This is a genomic window from Kribbella endophytica, from assembly GCF_054781295.1.
This window is the reverse complement of record NZ_BAAGUR010000001.1, coordinates 2,456,498-2,480,413: the sequence shown is the minus strand read 5'-3', so window position 1 is coordinate 2,480,413 and position 23,916 is coordinate 2,456,498. Positions and strand designations below refer to the sequence as shown.

26 protein-coding genes are annotated in these 23,916 nt (G+C 69.3%); 12 read left to right on the top strand and 14 right to left on the bottom strand.

What is annotated here, in order from left to right; translation table 11 throughout:
• Window positions 1-45: 45 nt before the first annotated feature.
• Entirely contained in the window at window positions 46-906 is an 861-nt protein-coding gene (locus tag ACYVIO_RS11885) for a LysR family transcriptional regulator (RefSeq protein WP_460650747.1), read from the bottom strand.
• Between the two features lie 89 nt (window positions 907-995).
• Between ACYVIO_RS11885 and ACYVIO_RS11880 the strand changes: the two genes are divergently transcribed.
• Entirely contained in the window at window positions 996-1,946 is a 951-nt protein-coding gene (locus tag ACYVIO_RS11880; RefSeq protein WP_460650746.1) for a nitrilase family protein, read from the top strand.
• Between the two features lie 123 nt (window positions 1,947-2,069).
• On the opposite strand, the gene ispF is transcribed toward ACYVIO_RS11880, so the two are convergent.
• The 3 genes from ispF to ACYVIO_RS11865 are packed head-to-tail and all read right to left on the bottom strand — an operon-like array spanning window position 2,070 to window position 3,778.
• On the bottom strand, window positions 2,070-2,540 hold the full coding sequence (gene ispF, locus ACYVIO_RS11875; protein WP_460650745.1) for a 2-C-methyl-D-erythritol 2,4-cyclodiphosphate synthase: 471 nt from the start codon (window positions 2,538-2,540) through the stop codon (window positions 2,070-2,072).
• Entirely contained in the window at window positions 2,537-3,232 is a 696-nt protein-coding gene (ispD, locus tag ACYVIO_RS11870) for a 2-C-methyl-D-erythritol 4-phosphate cytidylyltransferase (RefSeq protein ID WP_460650744.1), read from the bottom strand. The genes ispF and ispD overlap by 4 nt, the downstream gene beginning before the upstream one ends.
• Before the next feature lie 60 nt (window positions 3,233-3,292).
• The gene (locus ACYVIO_RS11865; RefSeq protein ID WP_112244668.1) at window positions 3,293-3,778 is read right to left on the bottom strand and encodes a CarD family transcriptional regulator; all 486 of its coding nucleotides are present in this window, start codon (window positions 3,776-3,778) and stop codon (window positions 3,293-3,295) included.
• A gap of 251 nt (window positions 3,779-4,029) precedes the next feature.
• Between ACYVIO_RS11865 and ACYVIO_RS11860 the strand changes: the two genes are divergently transcribed.
• Window positions 4,030-4,593, top strand: a complete 564-nt coding sequence (locus ACYVIO_RS11860) for a copper chaperone PCu(A)C (protein ID WP_460650743.1) — start codon at window positions 4,030-4,032, stop codon at window positions 4,591-4,593.
• Window positions 4,594-5,020: 427 nt separating this feature from the next.
• Here ACYVIO_RS11860 and ACYVIO_RS11855 read toward each other — a convergent pair whose 3' ends face one another.
• The 3 genes from ACYVIO_RS11855 to ACYVIO_RS11845 form a co-directional block, all read right to left on the bottom strand.
• Window positions 5,021-6,040 carry an iron-siderophore ABC transporter substrate-binding protein gene (locus tag ACYVIO_RS11855; RefSeq protein ID WP_460650742.1) on the bottom strand — a complete coding sequence of 340 codons (1,020 nt, stop codon included), beginning with the start codon at window positions 6,038-6,040 and terminating at the stop codon, window positions 5,021-5,023.
• Window positions 6,041-6,112: 72 nt separating this feature from the next.
• On the bottom strand, window positions 6,113-6,790 hold the full coding sequence (locus tag ACYVIO_RS11850) for a response regulator (RefSeq protein ID WP_460650741.1): 678 nt from the start codon (window positions 6,788-6,790) through the stop codon (window positions 6,113-6,115).
• A complete protein-coding gene (locus ACYVIO_RS11845) occupies window positions 6,787-8,007 on the bottom strand; it encodes a sensor histidine kinase (RefSeq protein WP_460650740.1) in 1,221 nt (406 codons plus the stop codon). The genes ACYVIO_RS11850 and ACYVIO_RS11845 overlap by 4 nt, the downstream gene beginning before the upstream one ends.
• 205 nt (window positions 8,008-8,212) lie before the next feature.
• Here ACYVIO_RS11845 and phoU point away from each other — a divergent pair, with 205 nt between their 5' ends.
• On the top strand, window positions 8,213-8,923 hold the full coding sequence (gene phoU / locus ACYVIO_RS11840; protein WP_460650739.1) for a phosphate signaling complex protein PhoU: 711 nt from the start codon (window positions 8,213-8,215) through the stop codon (window positions 8,921-8,923).
• A 53-nt stretch (window positions 8,924-8,976) separates the two neighbouring features.
• On the opposite strand, the gene ACYVIO_RS11835 is transcribed toward phoU, so the two are convergent.
• Window positions 8,977-9,492, bottom strand: coding sequence for a hypothetical protein (locus ACYVIO_RS11835; RefSeq protein ID WP_460650738.1), 516 nt, complete (start codon window positions 9,490-9,492; stop codon window positions 8,977-8,979).
• Between the two features lie 133 nt (window positions 9,493-9,625).
• Between ACYVIO_RS11835 and ACYVIO_RS11830 the strand changes: the two genes are divergently transcribed.
• The 4 genes from ACYVIO_RS11830 (at window position 9,626) to ACYVIO_RS11815 (ending at window position 12,465) form a co-directional block, all read left to right on the top strand.
• Window positions 9,626-9,796: a hypothetical protein gene (locus tag ACYVIO_RS11830; protein WP_460650737.1), complete on the top strand. Its 171-nt coding sequence runs from the start codon at window positions 9,626-9,628 to the stop codon at window positions 9,794-9,796.
• 64 nt (window positions 9,797-9,860) lie between these two features.
• Window positions 9,861-10,934, top strand: a complete 1,074-nt coding sequence (locus ACYVIO_RS11825; protein WP_460650736.1) for a serine hydrolase domain-containing protein — start codon at window positions 9,861-9,863, stop codon at window positions 10,932-10,934.
• 38 nt (window positions 10,935-10,972) lie between these two features.
• On the top strand, window positions 10,973-11,620 hold the full coding sequence (locus ACYVIO_RS11820) for a TetR/AcrR family transcriptional regulator (RefSeq protein ID WP_460650735.1): 648 nt from the start codon (window positions 10,973-10,975) through the stop codon (window positions 11,618-11,620).
• Between the two features lie 11 nt (window positions 11,621-11,631).
• Entirely contained in the window at window positions 11,632-12,465 is an 834-nt protein-coding gene (locus ACYVIO_RS11815) for an SDR family oxidoreductase (protein WP_460650734.1), read from the top strand.
• Here ACYVIO_RS11815 and ACYVIO_RS11810 read toward each other — a convergent pair.
• The 4 genes from ACYVIO_RS11810 to mshA form a co-directional block, all read right to left on the bottom strand.
• Window positions 12,452-13,771, bottom strand: a complete 1,320-nt coding sequence (locus ACYVIO_RS11810) for a hypothetical protein (protein ID WP_460650733.1) — start codon at window positions 13,769-13,771, stop codon at window positions 12,452-12,454. The two genes, ACYVIO_RS11815 and ACYVIO_RS11810, sit on opposite strands and share 14 nt — an antisense overlap.
• A 174-nt stretch (window positions 13,772-13,945) precedes the next feature.
• Window positions 13,946-14,692, bottom strand: coding sequence for a phosphoglyceromutase (locus ACYVIO_RS11805; protein ID WP_460650732.1), 747 nt, complete (start codon window positions 14,690-14,692; stop codon window positions 13,946-13,948).
• Window positions 14,693-14,702: 10 nt separating this feature from the next.
• Window positions 14,703-15,191, bottom strand: coding sequence for a type III secretion system chaperone family protein (locus ACYVIO_RS11800; RefSeq protein ID WP_460650731.1), 489 nt, complete (start codon window positions 15,189-15,191; stop codon window positions 14,703-14,705).
• Window positions 15,188-16,480 (bottom strand): D-inositol-3-phosphate glycosyltransferase, encoded by a 1,293-nt coding sequence (gene mshA / locus ACYVIO_RS11795; protein ID WP_460650730.1) that lies wholly within the window; start codon window positions 16,478-16,480, stop codon window positions 15,188-15,190. Before mshA ends, ACYVIO_RS11800 begins: the two co-directional genes overlap by 4 nt.
• 76 nt (window positions 16,481-16,556) lie before the next feature.
• Between mshA and ACYVIO_RS11790 the strand changes: the two genes are divergently transcribed.
• A complete protein-coding gene (locus ACYVIO_RS11790) occupies window positions 16,557-17,303 on the top strand; it encodes an SDR family NAD(P)-dependent oxidoreductase (protein WP_460650729.1) in 747 nt (248 codons plus the stop codon).
• 58 nt (window positions 17,304-17,361) lie between these two features.
• Entirely contained in the window at window positions 17,362-18,471 is a 1,110-nt protein-coding gene (locus tag ACYVIO_RS11785; RefSeq protein ID WP_460650728.1) for an FAD-dependent monooxygenase, read from the top strand.
• Window positions 18,472-18,527: 56 nt separating this feature from the next.
• Here the strand turns inward: ACYVIO_RS11785 and ACYVIO_RS11780 are convergent, their stop codons facing one another.
• Complete coding sequence (locus ACYVIO_RS11780; protein WP_460650727.1) at window positions 18,528-19,166, bottom strand: TetR/AcrR family transcriptional regulator; 639 nt, start codon at window positions 19,164-19,166, stop codon at window positions 18,528-18,530.
• 371 nt (window positions 19,167-19,537) lie between these two features.
• Here ACYVIO_RS11780 and typA point away from each other — a divergent pair, with 371 nt between their 5' ends.
• Both typA and ACYVIO_RS11770 read left to right on the top strand, forming a co-directional pair.
• Window positions 19,538-21,400, top strand: a complete 1,863-nt coding sequence (typA, locus tag ACYVIO_RS11775; protein WP_460650726.1) for a translational GTPase TypA — start codon at window positions 19,538-19,540, stop codon at window positions 21,398-21,400.
• A 137-nt stretch (window positions 21,401-21,537) separates the two neighbouring features.
• Window positions 21,538-22,119, top strand: coding sequence for a L,D-transpeptidase (locus ACYVIO_RS11770; RefSeq protein WP_460650725.1), 582 nt, complete (start codon window positions 21,538-21,540; stop codon window positions 22,117-22,119).
• Between the two features lie 31 nt (window positions 22,120-22,150).
• Here the strand turns inward: ACYVIO_RS11770 and ACYVIO_RS11765 are convergent, their stop codons facing one another.
• Window positions 22,151-22,654, bottom strand: coding sequence for a macro domain-containing protein (locus ACYVIO_RS11765; protein WP_460650724.1), 504 nt, complete (start codon window positions 22,652-22,654; stop codon window positions 22,151-22,153).
• A 323-nt stretch (window positions 22,655-22,977) separates the two neighbouring features.
• On the opposite strand from ACYVIO_RS11765, the gene ACYVIO_RS11760 reads away from it, so the two are divergent.
• Complete coding sequence (locus ACYVIO_RS11760) at window positions 22,978-23,814, top strand: L,D-transpeptidase family protein (protein ID WP_460650723.1); 837 nt, start codon at window positions 22,978-22,980, stop codon at window positions 23,812-23,814.
• The last annotated feature ends 102 nt before the right edge of the window (window positions 23,815-23,916 follow it).

Genomic DNA, 23,916 nt, shown 5'->3' with positions numbered 1-23,916 from the left:
GGCTCGTCCGCGGTGCTGCCGGCGCTCAGACCTGCCGGGCCTCGGTCACTGCACCGCGGCGGTAGCTGCGTCGACGAAGCGCTCCAGCAGGGCCGAGCGCTCGACCCAGGCGATACCTACCCACCAGGCGGCGCTCTTGGCTCGCAGCGGGATCAGCTGCACCGGGCCGGGCGCGACCTTGGCTGCGCTAGCCGGTACGACGGCCGGTCCGACTCCGGCTGCGACCAGCGCCAGGACGGTCAGCAGGTCGTCGGCCTCCTGGAGTACTAACGGGCGGCAACCCAGGTCGTCGTACAGGCGGGTGATCTGGCCATCCAGGCCGGGCCCGCGGTGTGGTCTGAGCCGGACCAGCGGGCGGCCGTCGAGCCACGACGCGATGTCGGTCGGCTCCGGAGTCCCGGTCGGTAGAGCGAGCGCGAGCCGGTCCTGCTGCAGCCGGCGGCGCATGATCCCGTCCGGCACCGGCAGCCGGACGAAGCCCGCCTGCAGCGTCCCGGTCAGCAACTGCTCGCACTGAACCGTCGACGGCAGGTCGTCGAGGGAGACCGAGATCCTGGGATGCCGGCCGCGGAACAGCGCGACCGCCCTCGGCGCGACCTCGATCGCGGACATGCCGAAGCCGACCGCGAGTGTGCCGTCCTCACCGGCCGCGACCGACTCCGCCCGCCGTTCGAACAACGCCGACCGGGCCAGCAGGTCCAGTGCGTCCGGCAGCAGCGCCTCCCCCGCTCCGGTCAGCCGGGCGCCCTGGCGACCGCGGACGAACAGGCTCGCGCCGACCCGGCGCTCGAGCAGCTGCAACTGCTTGGTGACGGCCGGCTGGCTGGTCGAGAGCTCCACCGCCGCGGCGCTGACGTTGCCCGTGCGCGCCACCGTGACGAAGGTCCGGAGCAGCCGCAGTTCCATAACCACAGGATATGGATAACCCTGTGGATATCATTGGACGGCATGCTCGAAACAGCGAGATCCTGGCGGAAACCGCCGAGGAGAAGCCCATGCTGCGTGCCGCCGTCGTCCAGTTCGAAGCCGTTCCCGACCGTCCGGACACCAACTTGTCCACAGTCCGCCGGCTGGCGGGCGAGGCTGTGGACAACGGTGCGCAGCTGGTCGTGTTCCCCGAGATGTGTCTGCTCGGTTACTGGCACCTGCGCCGTCAACCGGTCGAGCGGCTCCGTGCCCTGGCCGAGTCACGGACCGGACCGTCGGTCGCGGCAGTCAGCGCGCTGGCCCGCGAGCTGGACGCCGGGATCGGCGTCGGCTTCCTCGAGTCGGACGGCGAGCGGCTGTTCAACTCGTACGCCGTCTGTCTGCCCGACGGCAGCGTGCACGTCCATCGCAAGCTGCACGCCTTCGAGCACGAGGCGATCTCCAGCGGGGACTCGTTCACCGTGTTCGACACCCCGTGGCAGGTGAAAGTGGGGATCTTGATCTGCTGGGACAACAACCTGGTGGAGAACGTCCGCGCCACGGCGTTGCTCGGCGCAACGGTGCTGGTCGCGCCGCACCAGACCGGCGGGACGAACTCGGTCAGTCCGCACGGGATGACGCCGGTCCCGCTCGCGGTGTGGGAGAACCGGGCGACGGATCCGGCGGCCGTTGAGGCGGCCTTCAACGGCGCTTCTGGTCGTGGGTGGTTGATGCGCTGGCTGCCGGCCCGGGCGCACGACAACGGGCTGTTCGTGCTGTTCAGCAACGGTGTCGGGCGGGACGACGACGAGGTCAGGACCGGCAACGCGATGGTGCTCGACCCGTACGGCCGGATCGTTGCCGAGACCCCAGTCGCTGACGAAGCTGTCGTGGTCGCCGATCTCGACCTCGACCTGGTACCGCTGTCCACCGGCCGGCGGTGGCTCCGCGGTCGTCGACCTGAGCTCTACGGCCTGCTGACCGAACGCCAGGGCAACGAACTCTCACCCCGCGAAGTGCGGTTCAACGCCCCGAGCTGATCCCGCGGGCAGCGGCGGCGTCTCGCGCACCCTCGCGCTGATCCCGTGGGCGATCCCGCCGGGGCGATGTGCTTGGCCGGCGCGCAGGCTCCCGCGGCGGAGTCCGCGCCCCTGCGCCGCCCGTCAGTAGATGAGTGCGGTGGCGATGGCGGCGATGCCTTCGCCGCGGCCGGTGAGGCCGAGGCCGTCGGTGGTGGTCGCGCTGACCGAGACCTCGGCGTCGCAGGCCGTGCTCATCGCCTTCTCGGCCTCTTCGCGGCGGGCGGCGAAGCGCGGGCGGTTGCAGATCACCTGGACGGCGACGTTGCCGATCTCGTAGCCGGCGGCGCGGACGCGGCGGGCGGCCTCGGCCATCAGTGTGGCACCGGAGGCGCCGGCCCACTCGGGCTCCGACGTACCGAAGTTCGAGCCGAGGTCGCCGATCCGGGCCGCGGACAACAACGCGTCGCAGACCGCGTGCGCGGCCACGTCGCCGTCGGAGTGTCCGTCCGGCCCCGAGGTCTCCTCGGGCCAGTGCAATCCGGCCAGCCACATCTCCCGGCCTTCGACGACCGGGTGCACGTCGATCCCGGTGCCGACCCGTGGTGGTCTCACAGTTGTTGCCTCTCCGCCAGAATCCACTCGGCCAGCAACAGATCGCGCGGCCGGGTCACCTTGAACGCGTCCTCGGAGCCTTCGACGGTCTGCACGGTCACGCCGAGCCGCTCACACAGCATCGCGTCGTCCGTTGCCCCGTCACCGTTGCCGGCATGGGCCCTGCGCAACAACTCCGGATCGAACCCCTGCGGAGTCTGTACGGCGACCAGCGCCGATCGATCCGGGGTCTCGAGCACCTCGCCGTGGGCACCGACCCGTTTGATCGTGTCGGTCACCGGGATCACCGGCACCACCGCCGGAGCACCACCGAGTACGGCGGCAACGACTCGCTCGATCACTGCGACCGGGACGAACGACCGGGCCGCGTCGTGCACCAGCACGCAGTCGATCCCCTCGACCGGGACCAGTTCGAGCGCCGCCCGGACCGAGTCCGTACGCTCGGCGCCACCGGCAACGATCCGCAGGTCGGCGTCGCCGACGTACGGGTCAAGAAGCTTGCCGACGGCATCTTCCGTGCCCGGGGGCACGGCGATCACGAAGCACGAAAGGCCGACGGCGGTCGCTGCGGACAGTCCACGCACCGCGTGGACCAGCAGCGATTCGCCACCGACCTCTCGTAACGCCTTCGGTGCCTCACCACCGAGCCGCAACCCGAGACCGGCCGCCGGGATGATTGCCGCGGTACTCATCGAGAGACCACGCAGGGCGGTACGGTCACGGGATCCGGATCGGTTCTGACCTGGAGTGGGTCAGGAAGCGAGGACCTCGTCGAGGATGGCTTCCGCCTTGTCCTCGTTGGTGTGCTCGGCCAGCGCCAGCTCGGAGACGAGGATCTGGCGTGCCTTCGCCAGCATCCGCTTCTCGCCCGCGGACAGACCGCGGTCACGCTCACGGCGCCACAGGTCGCGGACGACCTCTGCCACCTTCATCACGTCACCGGAGTGCAGCTTCTCCAGGTTCGCCTTGTAACGTCGCGACCAGTTGGTCGGCTCCTCCGTGTGCGGCGCCCGCAGCACGTCGAAGACGCGCTCCAGACCAGCCTGATCCACGACGTCACGCACGCCGACGAGATCGAGGTTGCACGCGGGGACCCGGACGACCAGGTCGTTCTGAGCGACGATCCTCAAGACCAGATAGGTCTTGTCCTCACCTTTGATCTGACGGGTCTCGATGTCCTCGATAACAGCTGCCCCATGATTCGGGTAGACAACCGTCTCGCCGACTGAAAAAGTCATATGTCACGTGCCCCTTTCCAAGACCAATACTACCACGCAGTCGCTGGTCCGTCCGGGGCGTTTGCGCTGGTCAGAGGCCTTTTCCCGCCTTGACAAACGCTGTCCGGCATGCCTCGCGCGCGGTTAATGGTTGCCCGGGACATCCCCAGAAGGTGGAGCCGCCGTCGAGCCGCGGGCGCCCGGTCGCTACGCTTTGCTGCGCCGGAGGCCGCAGCCTGACGGCGTCCACAGCTTGCAGGAGAGGGATTCCAGTGCCCATCACGTTGCCCCCGTCGGCTCTTCGCCGCGCAGCCGCGGCCGGCGCCACCGTCACGCTCAGCCTCGCACTGGCGGCCTGCGGCGCGAACTTCAACGCGCAGACCATGAAGCCGTACCAGCCCGCCGAGGGCACCAACGCCACCTCGGGCTCGATCGCGGTCCGTAACCTGCTGGTGCTCGCCGCCGAGGACGGCACCGGCGAGCTGCACGCCGCCGTCGTGAACACCGGCAAGACCGACGACACCCTCGTCGGCATCGCCTCCGAGCCGGCCGCGGGCGCCCCGCAGACCGAGGAAGGCGCCGAGCCGGCCGCACCGCCGGCCACCGTCACGGTCGGCAACGTCCGCCCGATGACGCTGGCCTCGGGCGCGTCGCTGACGCTGCCGCCGACCAGCGGCAAGCCGTTCACCGTCACCGGCGGCAAGCCCGGCGCGATGGTCACGCTGGTCCTCACCTTCGCCAAGGCGGCCCCGATCACCGCCCACGTCCCGGTGCTCACCACCGACCACTTCAGCCCCACCCCGCGCGACGACGCCCCCGAAGAAAGCCACGGCTGACCTTCCCGCTTGCAGTACGCCGTACGGGCCGCCCCAGCACCACCGGAGGCGGCCCGTCGGCATTCCTGACCAGCCGCACGCCACAGCGACCACCCCGCAGCACGCATTCCCGCAACGTGCATTTGGTGGGTCGACCCATCAACTGGCCCCTTGGCCCACGGAAATCCGGTGGGCCAAGGGGCTCTTTGGTGGGTTGACCCACCAAATGCGCGCAGGGAGGAAACGGCAGCGGGCGGACAGCGGGCGGTGCCGCCTTGCCGGAGCAGCGCGAACGGGCCGTCCCGGCGCGGGGCGGCCCGTTCGGCGTACGGCGTCCTGTGGCCCAGGGGCGCCGTACGGGGGTGGTCCCTCCGGGCGGCGGATCGGTCGCCGGTCCGGGTGGGACCTGGTCCGGCGGGCGGTCTTGTGCGAGCGGCCCGCGCGGAGCTCAGTTCGCGGCGGCGGCCGCCTTCGCGAGGCCGGGGACGATCTTGTCGAGCACCCACGGGACCGACAGGACGCTGACCGAGCTCATCCCGGAGATCACCTGCTGGTCCTCGAGCACGTAAGCGCTGCCCTTCTTCACCGACGGCAACGCGGCGTACACGGGATCGGCCGCGAACTTCGCCGCGGTCAGCCCGTCGACGTATGCGACCAGCACGTCGGCGTCGATGTCGCCGACCTTCTCCTTGCTGATCGGCAGCGCGAACTCCTTCTTGGTGTTCGTCTCCTCGAGCTTCACCACGCCTGGCGCGTTCACGAAACCCATCTCGTTCAGGATCTGCACCCGCGGATCACCCGGCGTGTACACGTAGTTGTCGGCCCCGAACGACCCGACGCTGATCGTTTTTCCCTTGAACTCCGGGTGCTCCGAGGCGACCTTCGCGATCCGGTCCTTGATCCCGGCAACCAGTTTGTCGGCCTCCGCGGACTTGCCCAGCGCCTGGCCGATCAGCGTGGTCTGGTCCTGCCAGGTCGTCTGCCACGGCGCCCCGGGATAGGCGACGGTCGGCGCGATCCCCGACAGCGTCTTGTAGACCGTGGCGTCGAAGCCCTCGTACGGCGCCAGGATCACGTCCGGCTTCAGCGCGGCGATCTTCTCGTACGGGTAGCTGTCCGTTGCGTCGAGCAACGTCGTCTTCGCCGCGTCGAACCTGTCGGCGTCCCACGCGGTGACACCGTCCTTGGTCGGACCGTACGTCACCTTCGGCATCCCGACCGGCGTCTCGCCGAGCGCGTAGACCACGTCCTGCGCGTTCCAGCCGAGCGTGACGATCCGCGTCGGCTTCGCCTTGATGGTGGTCTCGCCGAAGGTGTTCTTCAACGTCACCGGGAACCCTGCGCCGGCTTCACCGGACGGCGCAGCGGCCTGGTCGTCGGCACCACTCCCGCACGCGCTCAACGCGGTTGCCGACAGCAACAACGCGGCGACGGCAGCAGTGCTGCGGGTACGACGGGACCAGGACATGGCGGTTCTCCTCAGTTGGCATCAACTAAGGACAGCCTAAGCTAACCCACCGGCGGGGCGGCCGGTGGGGTCTCACGCCTCGAACTTGTAGCCCAGTCCTCGCACCGTCACCAGGTGCGACGGGTTGGACGGGTCCTTCTCCAGCTTGGAACGCAGCCGCTTCACGTGCACGTCCAGGGTCTTGGTGTCCCCGACGTAGTCGGCGCCCCAGATCCGGTCGATCAGCTGCCCCCGGGTGAGCACCCGGCCGGTGTTGCGCAGCAGCATCTCGAGCAGCTCGAACTCCTTCAGCGGCAGCCGGATCTCGGTCCCGGACACCGTCACCACGTGGCGCTCGACGTCCATCCTGACCGGGCCGGCCTCAAGCGTGTCGGGCAGGAGCTCGACGTCCGCTCCGCGCCGTAGTACGGCCTTGATCCGCGCCAGCAGCTCACGCGGGCTGTACGGCTTGGTGACGTAGTCGTCGGCGCCCAGTTCGAGCCCGACCACCTTGTCCACCTCGGTGTCCTTGGCACTGACGATGATCACCGGCACGTTGCCCCGGGTCCGCAACGCGCGGCAGACCTCGGTACCGGACAGGCCCGGCAGCATCAGGTCGAGCAGGACGATGTCCGCACCGGCCCGGTCGTACTCGTCCAGCGCGTCCGGGCCCGTCTCCGCGACGGCGACCTCGAACCCCTCCTTGCGCAGTACGTACGACAACGCGTCGCTGTAGCTCTCCTCGTCTTCGACGACCAGCACTCGGGTCACGAAGCTGTCTCCTTTGCGATCTGACCTGACGGGGTAGGCGTCAGGGTGTTGGCCGGTTCCTCCTGGCTGGTGGAACCGGTCGGTTGCCCGGTGGCGGGATCGAGCCGCAGCGGGAGCCGGACGGTGAAGGTGGAACCTTGTCCCTCGACGCTCCAGACCCGTACGTCGCCACCGTGGATCGAGGCGATGTGCTTGACGATCGACAGGCCCAGCCCGGTGCCGCCGGTCTCCCGGCTGCGGGCCCTGTCGACCCGGTAGAAGCGTTCGAAGATGCGTTCCAGGTCGCTGCTGGGAATGCCCACGCCCTGGTCGGAGACGGTGACCTCGACCAGGTCGCCGATCGGGTGCGCGGCGACCGCGACCCGGGTCCCGTCGGGGCTGTAGTTGACCGCGTTCTCGACCAGGTTGCCGATCGCGATCTGCAACTGGTCCTCGCTGCCCATCACCTCGAGGTCCGGGTCGGTCTTCACGATGATGTTGATGTCGCGGTCCTCGGCGTCGACCCGGCAGCGGTCCACCGCGGCGTCGATCACGCCGTTGATGTCGACCGGGCCCGGGTTCTCCAGCGGGTCGTCGCCCTGCAGCCGGGACAGCTCGATGATCTCCTTGACCAGGCGGCTCAGCCGCGAGGCCTCGATCCGCATCCGGCCGGAGAAGCGCTGGACCGCCTCCGGGTCGTCGGAGGCCTCCGAGACGGCGTCGGCGAGCAGGATCAGCGCGCCGATCGGGGTCTTCAGCTCGTGGCTGACGTTGACGGTGAAGTCGCGCCGGATCGCCTCCAGCCGGCGCTCCCGGGTCCGGTCCTCGACCAGGACCAGCACCAGCTGGCTGCCCAGCGGCGCCACCCGGGCGCTCACGTACTGGGTCGCGCCGAGCCGGCCGCGGACGATCTCCAGGTCCTGCTGACGGATCTCGCCGTCGCGCCGTACGGCCCGGACCATCGTCAGCAGGTCGTCGACGACCAGGCGCTCGCCCCGGACGATGCCGAGCACGTGCGCCGGGGCGCTGGCCTGCAGCACCTGGTCCTCGGGGCCCATCACGACCGCGGACGACCGCAGTACGGACAGAACGGTGGCGACGCCACTGGGGACCGCGGGGTCCGGGGAGACGGGAACCTTGGTCTGGGAACGCTCGCTCAGCATCATCGCACCGAGCGAAAGCAGAGCCAGGGCCGCGCCGATGACGCCGCCCAGCACCGCAGCCAGCGTGGGGTCCACGTCATCGATGCTACGCGGGGAAAGCACAGGGAAAGACCGAATGAGCACCGGATGACCGGAACGCGTCCTAACTGTTCATCACGCGTTCACCACTCGTCGCCGTCCGGCAACCTCGACGCCGTACGGTCCCCCGTGGGCGGGTACTGAACCGTGCCCGCGCCCCCTTCCGGCCCGGATCGGCCGGACAGCACAGATCGGATGCAGAATGCGCGACACCTACCACGAGCAGCTCGACGACATCCTCGCCGAGCTCGAGCGGATGACCAGGACGGTGTCCACCGCTGTCCGGCGGTCGACCACCGCCCTGCTGAGCGCCGACATCCGGCAGGCCGAAGAAGTGATCGCCGCCGACATCCAGCTGGACGCGGCCGGCGAAGGGGTCGAGGAGAAGGTCTTCGAGCTGATGGCCCGCCAGGCCCCGGTCGCCAACGAGCTGCGGATGCTGGTCGCCGCGCTGCGGATGGTCGCCGACCTGGAGCGGATGGGCGACCTGGCCGCGCACGTCTCCAAGATCGCCCGGCTGCGGTACCCCGCCGCCGCGATCCCGGCCGACCTGCACTCGGTGATCGAGGAGATGGCCGGTGTGGCGGGCAAGATGGTCGACACCGCCGGCGACGTGATCAAGTCCCACGACGTCACAGCGGCCAACAAGCTCGAGGCCACCGACGACGAGATGGACCAGCTGCGGACCAACCAGTTCCGCCTGATGATGGACGACTCCTGGCCGCACGGCGTCGAGGTCGCGGTCGACATCGCCCTGCTCGGCCGGTACTACGAGCGCATCGCCGACCACGCCGTTTCGATGGCCCGCCGGGTCGTCTACCTGGTCACCGGCGAGCTCCCGGTCGCCGTCGGCGGCACCGCCGCGGGCTCGGGTGCCGGCGCTTCGGCCCCGTCCCCGAACGGCAACAACTGATCGCAGTCACCAACGGGTGGCCACGGGCGAGTTCGCCCGCGGCCACCCGTTTGTCATGGGCCCTCGGGCTGGGTGATCGGCTGGGTGGTGACCAGGGCGGCCAGGATCAGGGGTGCGTCGCCGTCGCTGTGGCCGATGGTGGTGGCGAGCCAGCGGCCGGTGGGAAGCGGGCCCCAGACGTGCAGGTCGCCGTACAGGTCCTCACTGAAGAGGGCCTCGAAGAGGGGATCCACCGGCTGGTCCATCTGCCAGCGGAGGAGCGGGCCGTGCAGCTGGATCGTCCGGTACGGGCCCCAGCGGGTCTCGAGGGCCTTGCTCAGGGCGTTCAGGTGCTCGGCGCCGCCTTCGGTCGCGTCGGACCACTCGGCGCCGTACACGCCGGTCAGTGCCTCGCCCTCCCAGAGGGGAACGATGCGGAAGCCTGCGCCGGTGGTGACGGTCCACTCGCCGGTCGCAGGGTCGCCCTCGGCGTTCGTCGGGCCGGCCTCAGGGATCGGGGCGGCCGACAGGTCGACCACCTCCGCGGCCGCTCGGTCGGCGTCGAAGGTCTCTCCAGCGCGTGAACTCACCTCAGGTCCTCTCGTCGCAGGCTGTCCGTCCCTCGGAACCGTCCGGATTCGTCCGGGATCCGTCCGGACGCCGTACGGGGCCCGCAGAGTAGACGCGGGCCGTCGCCCTGCGGCCGTGCACGAGGGAGGGTTGATGTTCTTCTACCAGGATTTCCCGTCCGGAACCTCGGACACACCCCGCGCGGTGGAGCGGCGGCTGCTCGACCAGGCGCTGGACCTGCAGGCCGAGCGGCTCCGGCTGGAGGCCCGCCTCGAGCAGCTGCAGCAGGAGAACCCGTGGCTCTCGGAGGCCCTCTCCGGCTGAGTGTCAGCGCCCGTGTCAGTACGACGGCGGCGCGGTGTCAGCGTGGCTGACCAGAGTTGCGGTCATGAACACCACAGCGATCACCACTGACCTGCAGCAGGCCCTCGAGACCTTCGTCGACACCGGGTTCGCCGGCATCCAGCTCCGCTACAACGACCAGTACGGCGAATGGGTCGGCAGCGCCGGCGTACGGAAGCTCGGTGAGACCACGCCGCCGTCCACCGACGGTTCGTTCTGGGTCGGCAGCGTCACCAAGACCTTCACCGCGACGCTGGTCCTGCAACTGGTGGCCGAGGGCAAGCTCACGCTGGACGACTCGGTCGCCGGTCACCTGCCCGACCTCGGGCTGGACGAGCGGATCACCGTCCGGATGCTGCTCAACCACACCAGCGGGGTGTTCAACTACACGGGCGAGTACTACCCCGACGGCACCTTCGCACCGGGCATCCCCGCGACCGGCAAGGACTGGGTCGACAACCGCTTCCTCAGCTACCAGCCGATCGAGCTGGTCCGCCTGGCGCTGGCCAAGCCGTCGCGCTTCGAGCCGGGCGCGGACTGGAGCTACTCCAACACCAACTACACGCTGGCCGTCCTCCTGATCGAGCAGCTCACCAGCACCTCGTACGCCGAAACGCTCGACCGCCTCATCGCCCAGCCGCTCGGCCTGACGGGCACCGTCGTACGGGGTGACCTCACCGACCTCCCGGGCGAGCACGCCCACGGCTACTACCGCTACCAGGACGGCGACGACTGGAAGGTCGAGGACGTCACCCGCCAGAACCTCTCGCTCCTGGCCGGAGCCGGCGACCTGCTCTCGACCACCCGGGACCTGCACGTCTTCTTCGCCGCCCTCAACAGCGGCCGGCTGATCCCCGCGGAGCTGCTCGCCGAGATGCGCACCGGCGTCGGCCCGATCGACTACGGCCTCGGCATCTTCGTCCAGGACCTCGGCGCCGCCGGCACGGTCCTCCACCACAACGGCAGCGCCCCAGGCGGCTTCGGCGCCCTGATGTACAGCTCTCCCGACGGCACCCGCACGATGACCGCCGCCATCACGATGGGCGACGCCGAGGTCAACCCCGCCGAGGTCTTCCCCGGGGCGCTGGCGGCTCTCCTCAGCGAGGTCTTCACGGCATAACCTTGATGCAAAATTACCGGCGTGGTAATTTTGCCTGCATGGTAGAAACGATGCCGCGGCGGCAGCGGAAGAAGGAGCGGACCCGGGAGCTGATCCGGGACACCGCACTGGAGCTGTTCGCCGCGCAGGGCTTTCGGGACACCACGATCAGCGCGATCGCCGAGCGCGCGGACGTCGCGGTGCGGACCGTCACGCTGCACTTCCCGGCCAAGGAGGACCTGCTCTTCGCCGACGACCCGTTCAGTTTCGAGTCGTTGAACGAATGGCTGGCCGCCAAGCCGGCCGGTACGCCGACGCTCGACGCGCTGCGCGACTGGATGGCGTCGACGATGCGTGACCTCGACGCCACCGGCGCGTCGGCGGAGGTATGGCGCCGCCGGGCGCTGCGGTCCCAGCTGATCGTGGCCGACGATGACCTCCGCGGCCGGGCGCGCGCGGCGTACTACCGGTACGAGCAGGTGATCGCCGCCGGCGTCGCCGCGGACCTCGATCTGTCGCCTGACGCGCTCGCGCCTCGGCTGGCCGGGATCACCGTGATCACCGGCCTGCGCGAGCTGTACGAAACCGCCGAAGCGCAGCCCACGGGTCGCAGGAGCAACGCGGCTTCCGACCCCGAGCAGCTGCTCGCGCTGGTCGACCGGGTGCTCGACTACGCCCGCGCGGGCCTTTCCCGCCTGACTTCCTGAAGGAGATCCTCATGAGCAAGACCTGGTTCATCACCGGTACGTCGTCCGGCTTCGGCCGGCTGATGACCGAGAAGCTGCTTGCCCGCGGCGACACCGTCGTCGCGACGCTCCGTCGTACGGGCGCACTCGACGACCTGCGGACGCAGTACGCCGACCGCCTGGACGTCGTCGAGCTGGACGTCACCGACTCCGCCGCCGTACGCCGTACCGTCGACGCCGCCTTCGCCGCGCACGACCGGATCGACGTCGTCGTCAGCAACGCCGGCTACGGCCTCTTCGGCGCCGCCGAGGAACTCACCGACGACCAGATCCGACTCCAGATCGACACCAACCTGATCGGCTCGATGCAGCTGATCCGCGCCGCCCTCCCGCACCTGCGAGCCCAAGGCGGCGGCCGAATCGTCCAGGTCGCGTCGGAGGGCGGGCAGTACGCGTACCCAGGCTTCGCCGCCTACCACGCCACCAAGTGGGGCATCGAAGGCTTCGTCGAGGCAGTCGCCCAGGAGGTAGCCGAGTTCAACATCGAACTCACCATCGCCGAACCAGGCCCCGCCGCCACGGACTTCGGCGCCGCCCTAACCCTCGCCACCCCGCTGGACGCCTACGAGGCAACCGCAGCCGGCCAGGTCCGCCAAGGCATGACCGACGGCACCTTCGAACTCCGAGGCGACCCCGACAAGTTCACCCAGTCCATGATCGACGCCGCCGACCAGTCCCCCGCTCCCCGCCGCATCACCCTGGGCAGCGACGCCTACCACCACATCCACGACGCCCTCCAGTCCCGCCTGACCGACCTGGAAACCCAAAAGGACCTCGCCTACGCCGGCGACCTCACCCGGCCGTAACCGCAGGTCGTTCTGGCCCAAGTGGGAACTGCCGGGCACCATCCCACAGCAATTCGGCCTCGGCCAGGAACTGCGCGAACCACGGGTCGGGCGGCTGAAGCACGAATCGCGGCTCACCCTGCGCCTGGAACGTGTAGTACTCCGCGAAGAGCGCCGAGTGCTCCGTGTGACCGCCGTCGGCGCCGTCGATGGCCACGACACCAACTGCGATCGGGTGGCTCGTGAGTCGCACTTCCAGTGCGCCCCCGGTCGAGGTGGCCAGTTCCGACAGCAGGCGCAGGGACTGCTCGATCCGCGTCCGGGCGGAGTGTGGAGACCGCTCCGCGTAGTACCGCTCAGCCGCGACCTCGACCGCGCTCGAGGCCGGCTCGATCAGCAGCATGCGGATGGTGCAGCCGCGTCGCAGCCAGCGCTCGAACTCGCTGTAGTTCTCGACCAGGAGGGTGTTGCGCGCGACGCCCGTGATGAACAGATCCTTCGCGGGCTTCATCGAGTCGATCAGCTCGGTGCCGAACGACGCGACGAACTGCGGACGCGCGATCACGTTCAGGCGCCGGCCGGGCGGCGGCGGCCACGCGGTCCCGGCCTCCCAGAGCCGCTCGGCCTGCTGCGCGTAGAACGCGAACCAGCCGCCGTCGGCTTCGGCGAAGTGCATGATCGGTCCGGGCTCGGAAGCGGGTCTGAGCTCCGGCTGCTGGACGGTCACGCTCGCCGCACCGCGGTCTCGGATCACATTGACGCCGATCGGCGGGATGAACTGTGCGACCCGAATCTCCAGGTTGCCTTGCGTACTGGCCTTGAGCTCGGTCAGTTCGTCCAGGGTCGTCCGGATCCGCTGCGCCAGCAGGGCCGCGCGGCCGACCGGACGCATCATCGCCGCTTGCTCGACCAGCGCCTCATCCGTCGGGTCCACCACCAGAACCCGCAGTCGGGCACCGCGAACAAGCGCGCGATAGAAGTCATCACGCCCGGCCTGGACCGTGCGTGCCATGGCGATCCCGATGAGCAGGACGTCGTCGGCCTCAGCGCGACGCCGTACCAGGTCGTCCGGAAAGTCGTGCAACAGCACGTCGACGGACTGCGTACGGTCGGCAATCTCGGCGACCAGCCGCCGGGACCGGATCTGCGCGACTGCCAACGCCGCGAGCAACGCAAGGATCGCCGAACTGAGCACGCTCATGCTCGCCACATCGACGATGCCGAGCACCGTGAACACCCCGGCCGCACCGGTCAGCAACCAGAGATCGAAGTTGTCGTCGGTCAAGAGGCGCTGGACGGCCCGCACCGAGGCCCGCACAAAACTCACCGCCCAACCGTACGGTCCGAACGGCGGCGATGCGTTACGGCGAGTGTCACGGCCGTCGACCGCAGGCGGCCTTTGTCTTCCCGCCTGCGGTCACCCAAGACAACCCAACTATTTCTTGTCTTTGTCTTGTTTCTTGTGGTTCTCGTACTGCCGTGTTGCTGGTGCTGTTTTTGCCTACCGGCCCTGGTTCTTCACGGCTTCGATGGCTGCTGCGGCGGCGGCTGGGTCGAGGTACTCGCCGCCCTTGGTGATGGGGTTGAAGTCTTCGTCGAGCTCGTAGTACAGCGGGACGCCGGTGGGGATGTTGAGGCCTACGATCGTCTGCTCGTCGAGCTGGTCGAGGTGCTTGACCAAGGCCCGGAGCGAGTTGCCGTGGGCGGTGACCAGGACGGTCTTGCCTGCGCGGAGGTCGGGGACGATGGCGTCGTACCAGTACGGGAGCATGCGCTCGACGACGTCCTTGAGGCACTCGGTGGCCGGGAGGAGCTCGCTCGGGAGGGCGGCGTAGCGGGGGTCGCCGGCCTGGTCGTACTCGGAGCCGCGCTCGATCGGCGGCGGCGGGGTGTCGTAGGAGCGGCGGAACAGCATGAACTGCTCCTCGCCGAGCTCCTCCAGGGTCTGCTTCTTGTCCTTGCCCTGCAGGCCGCCGTAGTGGCGCTCGTTCAGGCGCCAGGAGCGGCGGACGTCGATCCACTGCCGCCCGGCCTCCTCGAGGGCGATGTTCGCGGTGCGGATGGCCCGGCGCAGCACCGAGGTGTGCAGCACGTCCGGGAGCAGGCCGCGCTCGAGCAGCAGCTGGCCGCCGCGGTGCGCCTCCTCGACGCCCTGGGCGTTCAGATCGACGTCGACCCACCCGGTGAACAGGTTCTTGGCGTTCCAGTCGCTGTGGCCGTGGCGGAGCAGGATCAGGCGATAGGTCATACCCCGCATGTTATCGAGGCTCGAGCCAGCCCTTGAACGCGTCCAGGTTCCGGGTCGACTCGCCGCGGGAGATCCGCCAGTCGTACTCGCGCCGGATCGAGGTGGCGAAGCCCAGTTCCAGGATCGTGTTGAACGACGAGTCGGCGTACTCCAGTACGGCGCCCAGCAGGCGGTCCACCTCGACCGGTGTGATCGCGTGCAGCGGGACCCGCCCGTCCAGGTGGATGTCGCCGTGGTGGTCGATCGCGAACGCGACGCCGTACATCTTGAGGTTCCGCTCCAGCAGCCACCGGTAGACCGCCTCGTGGTTCTCGTCCGGCCGCCGGGCGACGAACGCGTGCACGTGCACCGCCTGCGCGCCGACCGTCAGCGAGACGCCGGTCTTCAGCTTCCGCTCACCCGGCAGCTCGGCCGCGAACGCACCCGGCGTCGACTCGGTGAACTCGAGCTCGTTCTCGGTCAGCACCTGACGGATCACGTCCGCGGCGGAAACCCTCATCCGGCCACCTCCGCCGCCAGTTCGGCGGCCATCGTCTGCGCGGCCGTCCGGTACGCGGCCAGCGTCTTCTCCGCGGTCTGTTCCCAGCCGAACGCCCGGGCATGCTCGACCGCGGCCTTGCTCATGCTCTCGCGGGCCGCCGGATCCGTCGCGATCCGCGCCAGCGCGTCGGCGAACTCGCCGACCCCGTGCCCGGGCACGAGCAGCCCGGTCTCACCGTCACGCACCGCGGTCGTGAGCCCACCGACCGCGGCCGCGACCACCGGCGTACCGCAGGCCTGGGCCTCCAGCGCGACCAGCCCGAAGGACTCCGAGTACGACGGAACGCACACCACCGACGCCGCCCGGTACCAGTCCGCCAACCCCGACCGCGCCATCGGCTTCACGAACCGCGTCACGTCGTCGACCCCGAGCCGTCGCGCCAGCTCCGCGTGCGCTTCGGGATGTTCCATCCCGTTGCCCGACGGCCCGCCGATGATCGCGACCACCAGCCGCTCGCGCAGCGCCGGATCGCGTTCGAGCATCCGCGCGGCCGCCCGGATCAGCAGGTCGGGCGCCTTCAGCGGCTGGATCCGCCCGACGAACGCGAGCACGATCGCGTCCTCCCGCACTCCGACGGTACGCCGGGCAGCAGCCTGGTCGCCCGGGCTGAACATCTCCAGGTCGACGCCGGGGTTGACCACCTCGACCTTGGCCGGCTGCGCGCCGTACAGGCCGATCAGTTCTTTCGCCTCGTCGTCGGTGTTGGCGAGCAGCCGGTCGGCCGCCTCGACCACCTGCTCCTCGCCGAGCAGCCGGGCCGGCGGTTCCGGTACGTCGTCCTCGGCGAGGCTCGCATTCTTCACCTTCGCCATCGTGTGCATGGTGTGGACGAGCGGGACGGCCCAGCGGTCGCGGGCGAGCAGGCCGACCTGGCCGGACAGCCAGTAGTGCGAGTGGATGACGTCGTAGTAGCCCGGTTCGCGGACCGCCTCGGCGCGCAGGACCGCGCGGGCGAACGTGCACAGCTGGGCGGGGAGCTCGTTCTTCGCCAGGCCCTCGTACGGGCCGGCGGCGACGTTGCGGACGGTGACGCCCGGGGCGAGCTCGACCTTCGCGGGCAGGGCCGACGAGGTCGCGCGGGTGAAGATGTCGACGGCGATGCCGAGCCCGGCCAGCCGTTTGGACAGTTCCACCACGTAGACGTTCATCCCGCCCGCGTCCCCCGTCCCCGGCTGGTCCATCGGCGAGGTGTGCAGGCTGATCATCGCGACCCGCCGAAGTGGACGGTCGGCGGAGGGTTGGGTCACGCCGCCAGCGTAACTCCGGGCGCTCCGGCATGAGACGGCGTACCGGTCCGCCGTCAGGGTTTGAAAGACTGCGGCTATGACGAGTCGTCCTGTTGCCGTGGTTACCGGAGCCAGTAGTGGAATCGGGGCCGCGACCGCGCGGCACCTCGCGGAGGCCGGGTTCGAGGTGGTCTGCGCCGCCCGCCGGCTGGACCGGGTCGAAGCGCTGGCCAAGGAGATCGGTGGGCGCGCGGTCCAGTGCGACGTGACGTCGGCCGAGGACGTCGCGGCGCTGACCGCGGCCGCCGGTGAGCGCGTCGACCTGTTGGTGAACAACGCCGGCGGCGCGTTCGGCTTCGAGCCGGTCGCCGAGGCCGACCTGGACGCTTGGCGCCGGATGTTCGAAGTGAACGTGATCGGCGTCGCGGCGGTCACCAAGTCGTTGCTCCCGGCCCTGATCGCGAGCCAGGGCACGATCGTCGTGATGGGGTCGACCGCCGGGCAGGTCGCGTACGAGGGCGGCGGCGGGTACACGGCCGCCAAGCACGCGGTGAAGGCCGTCGTCGACACGCTCCGGCTGGAGCTGTACGACCAGCCTGTCCGGGTCTGCGAGATCGCGCCCGGGATGGTCAAGAGCGAGGGCTTCGCGCTGACCCGCTTCGAGGGCGACGAGGCCAAGGCCGACGCCGTGTACGCCGGGGTCGCCGAACCGCTCACCTCCGACGACATCGCCGAGATCGTCACCTGGGTCGCGTCCCGCCCGCCCCACGTCAACATCGACCGCCTCACGGTCCGCCCCCGTGCCCAGGCGGCCCAGCACAAGGTGCACCGAGTCCAGGAGTAGTCGCGAATACGCCGTACGACGGACGCGCGCGACCTCATAGGTTCCTATCGTCGAGGTCATGAAGGCGATCGTGGTCGGTGGCGGTATCGCGGGGCTCGCGGCGGCGGCCGCGCTGGTGAGGTCCGGCTGGGACGTCCGGGTACTGGAGAGTGCTCCGGAACTCGGTGAGGTCGGCGCCGGCCTTGCCGTCACCGTCAACGGCGCCCGCGCGCTGGAGTCGATCGGAGCGCTCGACGCCGTACGCCGGGCTGGTGCTGCGGTCCGCCCGGCGGGCACTCGCCGGGCCGACGGCAAATGGTTGCTCAAGGCCCCTGATGCCGATGCCGGCAGTCAGATGATCGGCATCCATCGGCAACGGCTGCACCAAGCTCTCGTCGAAGCTGCTTCGGCGGCAGAGCTGACCACAGGCGCGCGCGTCACCTCCGTACGACCCGGCACAGCCGGCGGCGAGCAGGCCCAGGTGAGTTGGCACTCGACCGCCGGCACCCATGAAGCTTCTGCGGATCTAGTCGTCGGCGCGGACGGCATTCGCAGCGTCACACGCCAGCAACTCTTCCCCGCCATCCGATTGAAGTACAGCGGCTACTCCAGCTGGCGCGCCGTCGTCGACGGCCCCACGGACGATCACTTCGCGATGGTGTGGGGCCCACGCGCCGAGTTCGGCTCGCTGGCGATCGGCGAGGACCAGACCTACTGGTACGGCTACGTGGCGCTGCCGGCCGGGCACCGCTTCCCCGACGAGTCGCAGGCGGCCCGCGACTACTTCGCCTCCTGGGCCCCGGACATCCGCGCGCTGGTGGAGTCCACAGAGCAGGTGATCCGTCACGACGTCTGGACGCTCGACAAGCCGTTGCCCCGGTATGTCGAGGGCCGGACCGTACTGATCGGCGACGCCGCCCACCCGATGGTGCCGACGCTCGGCCAAGGAGCGAACTCTGCTCTCGAGGACGGGGTCTCAGTCGGAGTCCTCGACCTTCAGCAATACCAGGCCCAGCGGTATCGGCGGACGGAGCAGTTGGTCAGCCGATCAGCCCAGATGGCCAAGCTCGGTGCCCACCTTGACCGCGGCCAGTGGCTCCGCAACACGATGCTGCAGCTGACTCCGCCAGGAGCCGCCCAACGCACCGGCACCAAGATCATGGACTGGAAGCCCCCGACCCCGAGCTGATCGGCCGCCGGCGCAGCCGGCTGGCCTCGGGGCGGAGACGCCCTCTCCTCCCCCTTTCAGGGTTTGGCGCGGAGGCGGTCGATCGGAGGCGAGAACACCGGCAGCGGCTCCTTCGGCTCCGGGAGGTTGTACCCGGCGTACAAGCGCCGCCGAATGGGCTCCAGCGGGAACGTCTCCGGATAGATCGCCAGTTTCACCGTCACGCCCTCGAGTGTTGCCCTGAGCAACATCTCCTCGACCGCCGGGTCCTCGGCACCGCGCGCGGCGAAGACGGACCGGATCGCGTCCTCGACCAGCGCCATCCGGTCGGACTTCTCGGTCTCGACCTCGGCGAAGACGCCGTGCGTGCTGGGCTGCATCATCAGCGAGATCGCCAGCCGCTGCACCGGGAGCGTCATCGAGGCGGCCATCAGCGCGCCGTCGATCATCCCGGCCAGCCGTTCGTCCGGCGTACCGGGAATCTCCAGGATGCCGGCGATCCCGTCCAGCCAGCGGTCCAGCAGTTGCGCCGCCAGGTCGCGCTTGGAGGCGAAGTAGTAGCCGACCAGCCCGCGGGAGACTCCGGCCCGGGCCGTCACGTCGGTGATCGACGCGGCCTCGTAGCCCTTCTCGGCGAACACCTCGAGCGCAGCGCTCAGGATCCGCTCACGCGAGCGCTCCCGCATCTGCAGGTTGGTGGCGACCGACCGCGGCACGCTTCTACTTTCCTGGTCAGGCCCCGGAGGCCGAGCAACCCCCACCTCGTGCTCGGCACTCCCGGGCTGTGACCCCCCGTTGTACCCCTCCACAAAGGCCCCTCCCCAGGCGCCCATGTACAGACTGGACGTCCAGTCAACGAATGTCAAAGGCTCAACCGCATTTCGGGCACACAGCGTCACCGGCCGCGACGGCGGCCGGTTTCTCCGGCACGTGGGGTCACCGGTAGGATGAGATGGCTGCGCAGTGCGTCGATCAGTAAGTCGAGTGGCTCCACGAGCGACACCACACCCGCCGTAGCCACCGCCTGACTCTCAGTAACCACTGCCTGTCTCTGATTTGCTAGTCCAACTGCTTGGAGCGCTTCCGCATGCCCCTCCGTAATGACCTGCGCAACGTGGCCATCGTGGCCCACGTCGACCACGGGAAGACCACCCTCGTCGACGCGATGCTGTGGCAGTCCGGCGCGTTCGGAGCCCACCAGCACGTCGACGAGCGAGCGATGGACTCGGGTGACCTGGAGCGTGAGAAGGGCATCACGATCCTGGCCAAGAACACCGCCGTACGGCACAAGATGGCCAACGGCGAGCAGATGACGCTGAACATCATCGACACCCCCGGCCACGCCGACTTCGGTGGTGAGGTCGAGCGCGGCCTGTCGATGGTCGACGCGATCGTCCTGCTGGTGGACGCCTCCGAGGGCCCGCTGCCGCAAACCCGCTTCGTCCTGCGCAAGGCGCTGGCGCGGAACATGCCGGTGATCCTCGTGGTGAACAAGGTGGACCGCCCCGACGCCCGGATCTCCGAGGTCGTCGACGAGACCTACGAGCTGTTCCTCGACCTGCTGGACCACGACGCCGACCAGTCCGCGCTGGACTTCCCGGTCGTCTACGCCTCGGCCCGCGCCGGTCGCGCCTCGCTGACCCAGCCGGCCGACGGCGGGATGCCGGACTCCGAAGACCTCGAGCCGCTGTTCGAGACGATCCTCGCGAACGTTCCGGCCCCGGAGTACACCGAGGGCGCGCCGCTGCAGGCGCACGTCACCAACCTGGACGCCTCGCCGTTCCTCGGCCGGCTCGCGCTGGTCCGGGTGCACGAGGGCACGCTGAAGAAGGGCTCGCAGGTCGCGTGGTGCAAGCACGACGGCACCATCCAACGGGTCAAGATCACCGAACTGCTGATCACCGAGGCGCTCGAGCGCGTCCCCGGCGACTCGGCCGGACCGGGTGACATCGTCGCGATCGCCGGGATCCCGGAGATCATGATCGGCGACACCCTGGCCGACCCGGAGAACCCGGTCGCCCTGCCGCTCATCACCGTCGACGAGCCGGCCATCTCGATGACGATCGGGACGAACCAGTCGCCGCTGGCCGGCCGGATCAAGGGCACCAAGGTCACCGCCCGCCTGGTCAAGGACCGGCTGGACCGCGAGCTGATCGGCAACGTGTCGCTCAAGGTGCTGCCGACCGAGCGTCCCGACACCTGGGAGGTGCAGGGCCGTGGTGAGCTGGCGCTGGCCATCCTGGTCGAGCAGATGCGCCGCGAGGGCTACGAGCTGACCGTCGGCAAGCCGCAGGTGGTCACCCGCGAGATCAACGGCAAGCGCCACGAGCCGGTCGAGCGCCTCACGATCGACTGCCCCGAGGAGTACCTCGGCACGGTCACCCAGCTGCTCGCGGTCCGCAAGGGCCGGATGGAGCAGATGACCAACCACGGCACCGGCTGGGTCCGGATGGAGTTCCTGGTCCCGGCGCGTGGCCTGATCGGCTTCCGCACCGAGTTCCTCACCGACACCCGCGGTACCGGTATCGCGCACCACGTGTTCGAGGGGTACGAGCCGTGGTTCGGCGAGCTGCGCACGCGCCCGTCGGGCTCGCTGGTCTCCGACCGCACCGGCGTCACCACGTCGTACGCGATGGTGAACCTGCAGGAGCGCGGCACGATGTTCTGCGAGCCGGGCACCGATGTGTACGAGGGCATGGTGATCGGCGAGAACTCGCGCGCCGACGACATGGACGTGAACATCACCCGTGAGAAGAAGATGACCAACGTCCGGTCGAACGCGGACGAGTTCGAGAAGCTGGTCCCGGCCCGCAAGCTCTCGCTGGAGCAGTCGCTGGAGTTCTGCCGCGAGGACGAGTGCGTCGAGGTCACCCCGGACGCGATCCGGATCCGCAAGGTCGCGCTGACCCAGGTCGAGCGCGCGAAGCTGGGCCGCAAGAACAAGGCCTGATCAGCAGCGGTTCACCGGCTGGTCGCGATCCACGGGGGAAGTTTTCCGGATCGTGACCAACCGGAGTGCCTGCTTCGTCGTCTACACAGTGGCAACATCATTTTGCGGTACTCAGTTGGGGGAAGGGACAAGGATTCATGGGGATTCTGCGTAAGCTCGGCGCCACCACGACGGCCGTCGCGATGCTGGGGGTCGGCGTGTTCGCTGCCACCGGTACGGCGGGAGCGGCTCCGTCGGCCAAGCCCGCGACCGCGGCCAAGGCGGTCGTAGTGCAGGCGGCGGCGCCGGCTGCGAAGAAGCCGGCCAAGCCGGCGGCGAAGAACGTGCTCGTCCCCGGCAAGCTGCGCCTCGACAAGCGCTGCATGACCGGTCGCATCATCTGCGTCAACAAGAAGACCCGCAAGGTCGCGTTCCTGTACAACGGGAAGCTGCTGGCCACCGGTGACGCCCGCTTCGGCGCGCCGCGCACGCCGACCCGCAACGGCTTCTTCAAGCTGCAGCGCAAGTCCAAGAACCACGTCTCGTCGATCTACAAGTCGCCGATGCCGTACGCGATGTTCTTCAGCGGCGGCCAGGCGATCCACTACTCGTCGGACTTCAAGGCCCGCGGCTACAACGGCGCCTCGCACGGCTGCGTCAACATGCGCGACAAGAACAAGATCGCCTGGATCTTCAACCGGGTGAAGGTCGGCGACCGCATCCTGGTCTACAGCGCCTGATCAACAGCACTTTCCGTACGGCGGTCGAGGACTACTCCTCGGCCGCCGTTGCTGTGTGGAAGGCCTTGTAGAGCCGGGGTTCGACCAGGCAGAACGTCGCCGTCTCCACGCCCGACGCCGTACGGCGCAACGTCCCGACGGCGATCTCCGCCGCCGACCGCGCCGGCCAGCCGTAGATCCCCGCCGACACCGCCGGCAGGCTCAGCCGCCGTACGCCGAGCTCGTCCGCGATCCGCAGCACGTTGCGGTAGCAGGACTCGAGCAGCGCCGGATCCGTCTGCCCCGCCCGGTGATTCGGCCCGACCGCGTGGATCACGTACGACGCGGGCAGCTTCCCCGCCGTCGTCCAGCCCGCCTCGCCGGTCGGCAGACCCCTCGGATAACGCTCGATCAGCTCGTCCAGCAGCGTCGGACCACCGGCCCGGTGGATCGCTCCGTCGACTCCTCCGCCGCCGCGCAGGGCGTGGTGGGCAGCGTTCACGATCGCGTCGGCCGGGACCGTGGTGATGTCGGCGGTACTCAGGACGATCTCCATCCGGCCAGTGTGTGCCTCCCAGTTCCCGCCGTAGCGAGCAGGTGCCCGGCGCGGCAGCTCGGCGTGCTGGAGTGAAGCCCTCGATGCTTTTCCATCGTGGGCTTTGCGCCAGTGCGCCGAGGTGCCGTGCCGGGTGCCGCGCAGTAGGCGGGAACTGGGAGGCACACACTGGGTGTGCAACAGGTCACGAGTCGCTCACGACAGGTGTACCGACGGTGGTTGGCGATTTACTCTGACTCGTCAGTTGTGGGTGGGGGCCAACCATTGGGCCGGTGAGGACGTCCCAGTAGGTACAGGGGAAAAGCTGAACGAGGGGTACACCAATGCGCGCGCGGAACTGGGTACGGAAGGCGTCGGCGATCCGGCATGTGCTGGCCGGGATGGTCGTCGCCGCGGCGGCGACCGGGCTGGTGGTTTACGGACTGAACGGTTCCGGAAGTGAGGCCTCGGCTGCTCCGGCGGCCTCCACCGATCTGAAGACCGTGCCGTTCGAGGTCAGCGGTGAGCTGCCGATCTACCCGAAGGCCCTGTGGAGCAACGGCGCCAGCAGCGCCGACGTCCGCAAGGTCGAGGCGCGGCTGATCCAGCTCAAGCTGCTCGACAAGCAGTGGCTGGACAACTCCTTCGGCACGATGACCCGCACCGCGGTGAAGAAGTTCCAGGCCTCCAAGGGGATTCCCGAGCTCGGCTACGTCGACCAGAACACCTGGGACCAGCTGAAGGCCGGGACCCACGAGCCGACGCAGAAGGAGCTCTTCCCGCCCGCGCCCGTGGTCGACGGCAAGAAGCTCGACCAGCGCTGCGCGACCGGGACGGCGTTGTGCATCGACAAGTCCACCCGCAAGCTGCGGTACGTCGTCGACGGCGTGGTGAAGCTGCAGTTCGACGTCCGGTTCGGCGCGAAGAAGACCGCGACCCGCGAGGGCGCGTTCTCGGTCGGCTGGAAGAGCCGCAACCACGTCTCCAAGCTGTACGACTCCCCGATGCCGTACGCGATGTTCTTCAGCGGCGGCCAGGCCGTGCACTACTCGTCCGACTTCGCCGCCCGCGGCTACGCCGGCGCCTCGCACGGCTGCGTGAACGTCCGTGACCTGACCAAGCTCAAGTGGCTGTTCGACCAGGTCAAGGTCGGCGACAAGGTGATCGTCTACCGGTCGTAGCGCCCCAGTCCATTTGGTGGGTTAACCCGCCAGTTGGCCCCTTGGCCCACCGGAATTCCGTGGGCCAAGGGGCCATTTGGTGGGTTAACCCACCAAATGCGC

Excerpts from the sequence above, each read along its gene's own strand:
- ACYVIO_RS11815 (WP_460650734.1), top strand. The coding sequence starts at position 11,632 with ATGAGCAAGACCTGGTTCATCACCGGTACGTCGTCCGGCTTCGGCCGG.
- ACYVIO_RS11855 (WP_460650742.1), bottom strand. The coding sequence starts at position 6,040 with ATGTCCTGGTCCCGTCGTACCCGCAGCACTGCTGCCGTCGCCGCGTTG.
- ACYVIO_RS11785 (WP_460650728.1), top strand. The coding sequence starts at position 17,362 with ATGAAGGCGATCGTGGTCGGTGGCGGTATCGCGGGGCTCGCGGCGGCG.
- phoU (WP_460650739.1), top strand. The coding sequence starts at position 8,213 with ATGCGCGACACCTACCACGAGCAGCTCGACGACATCCTCGCCGAGCTC.
- ACYVIO_RS11790 (WP_460650729.1), top strand. The coding sequence starts at position 16,557 with ATGACGAGTCGTCCTGTTGCCGTGGTTACCGGAGCCAGTAGTGGAATC.
- ACYVIO_RS11765 (WP_460650724.1), bottom strand. The coding sequence starts at position 22,654 with ATGGAGATCGTCCTGAGTACCGCCGACATCACCACGGTCCCGGCCGAC.
- ACYVIO_RS11800 (WP_460650731.1), bottom strand. The coding sequence starts at position 15,191 with ATGAGGGTTTCCGCCGCGGACGTGATCCGTCAGGTGCTGACCGAGAAC.
- ACYVIO_RS11820 (WP_460650735.1), top strand. The coding sequence starts at position 10,973 with ATGGTAGAAACGATGCCGCGGCGGCAGCGGAAGAAGGAGCGGACCCGG.
- ACYVIO_RS11770 (WP_460650725.1), top strand. The coding sequence starts at position 21,538 with ATGGGGATTCTGCGTAAGCTCGGCGCCACCACGACGGCCGTCGCGATG.
- ACYVIO_RS11760 (WP_460650723.1), top strand. The coding sequence starts at position 22,978 with ATGCGCGCGCGGAACTGGGTACGGAAGGCGTCGGCGATCCGGCATGTG.
- ACYVIO_RS11825 (WP_460650736.1), top strand. The coding sequence starts at position 9,861 with ATGAACACCACAGCGATCACCACTGACCTGCAGCAGGCCCTCGAGACC.
- ACYVIO_RS11880 (WP_460650746.1), top strand. The coding sequence starts at position 996 with ATGCTGCGTGCCGCCGTCGTCCAGTTCGAAGCCGTTCCCGACCGTCCG.
- ACYVIO_RS11805 (WP_460650732.1), bottom strand. The coding sequence starts at position 14,692 with ATGACCTATCGCCTGATCCTGCTCCGCCACGGCCACAGCGACTGGAAC.
- ispD (WP_460650744.1), bottom strand. The coding sequence starts at position 3,232 with ATGAGTACCGCGGCAATCATCCCGGCGGCCGGTCTCGGGTTGCGGCTC.
- ACYVIO_RS11885 (WP_460650747.1), bottom strand. The coding sequence starts at position 906 with ATGGAACTGCGGCTGCTCCGGACCTTCGTCACGGTGGCGCGCACGGGC.
- ACYVIO_RS11830 (WP_460650737.1), top strand. The coding sequence starts at position 9,626 with ATGTTCTTCTACCAGGATTTCCCGTCCGGAACCTCGGACACACCCCGC.
- ACYVIO_RS11865 (WP_112244668.1), bottom strand. The coding sequence starts at position 3,778 with ATGACTTTTTCAGTCGGCGAGACGGTTGTCTACCCGAATCATGGGGCA.
- typA (WP_460650726.1), top strand. The coding sequence starts at position 19,538 with ATGCCCCTCCGTAATGACCTGCGCAACGTGGCCATCGTGGCCCACGTC.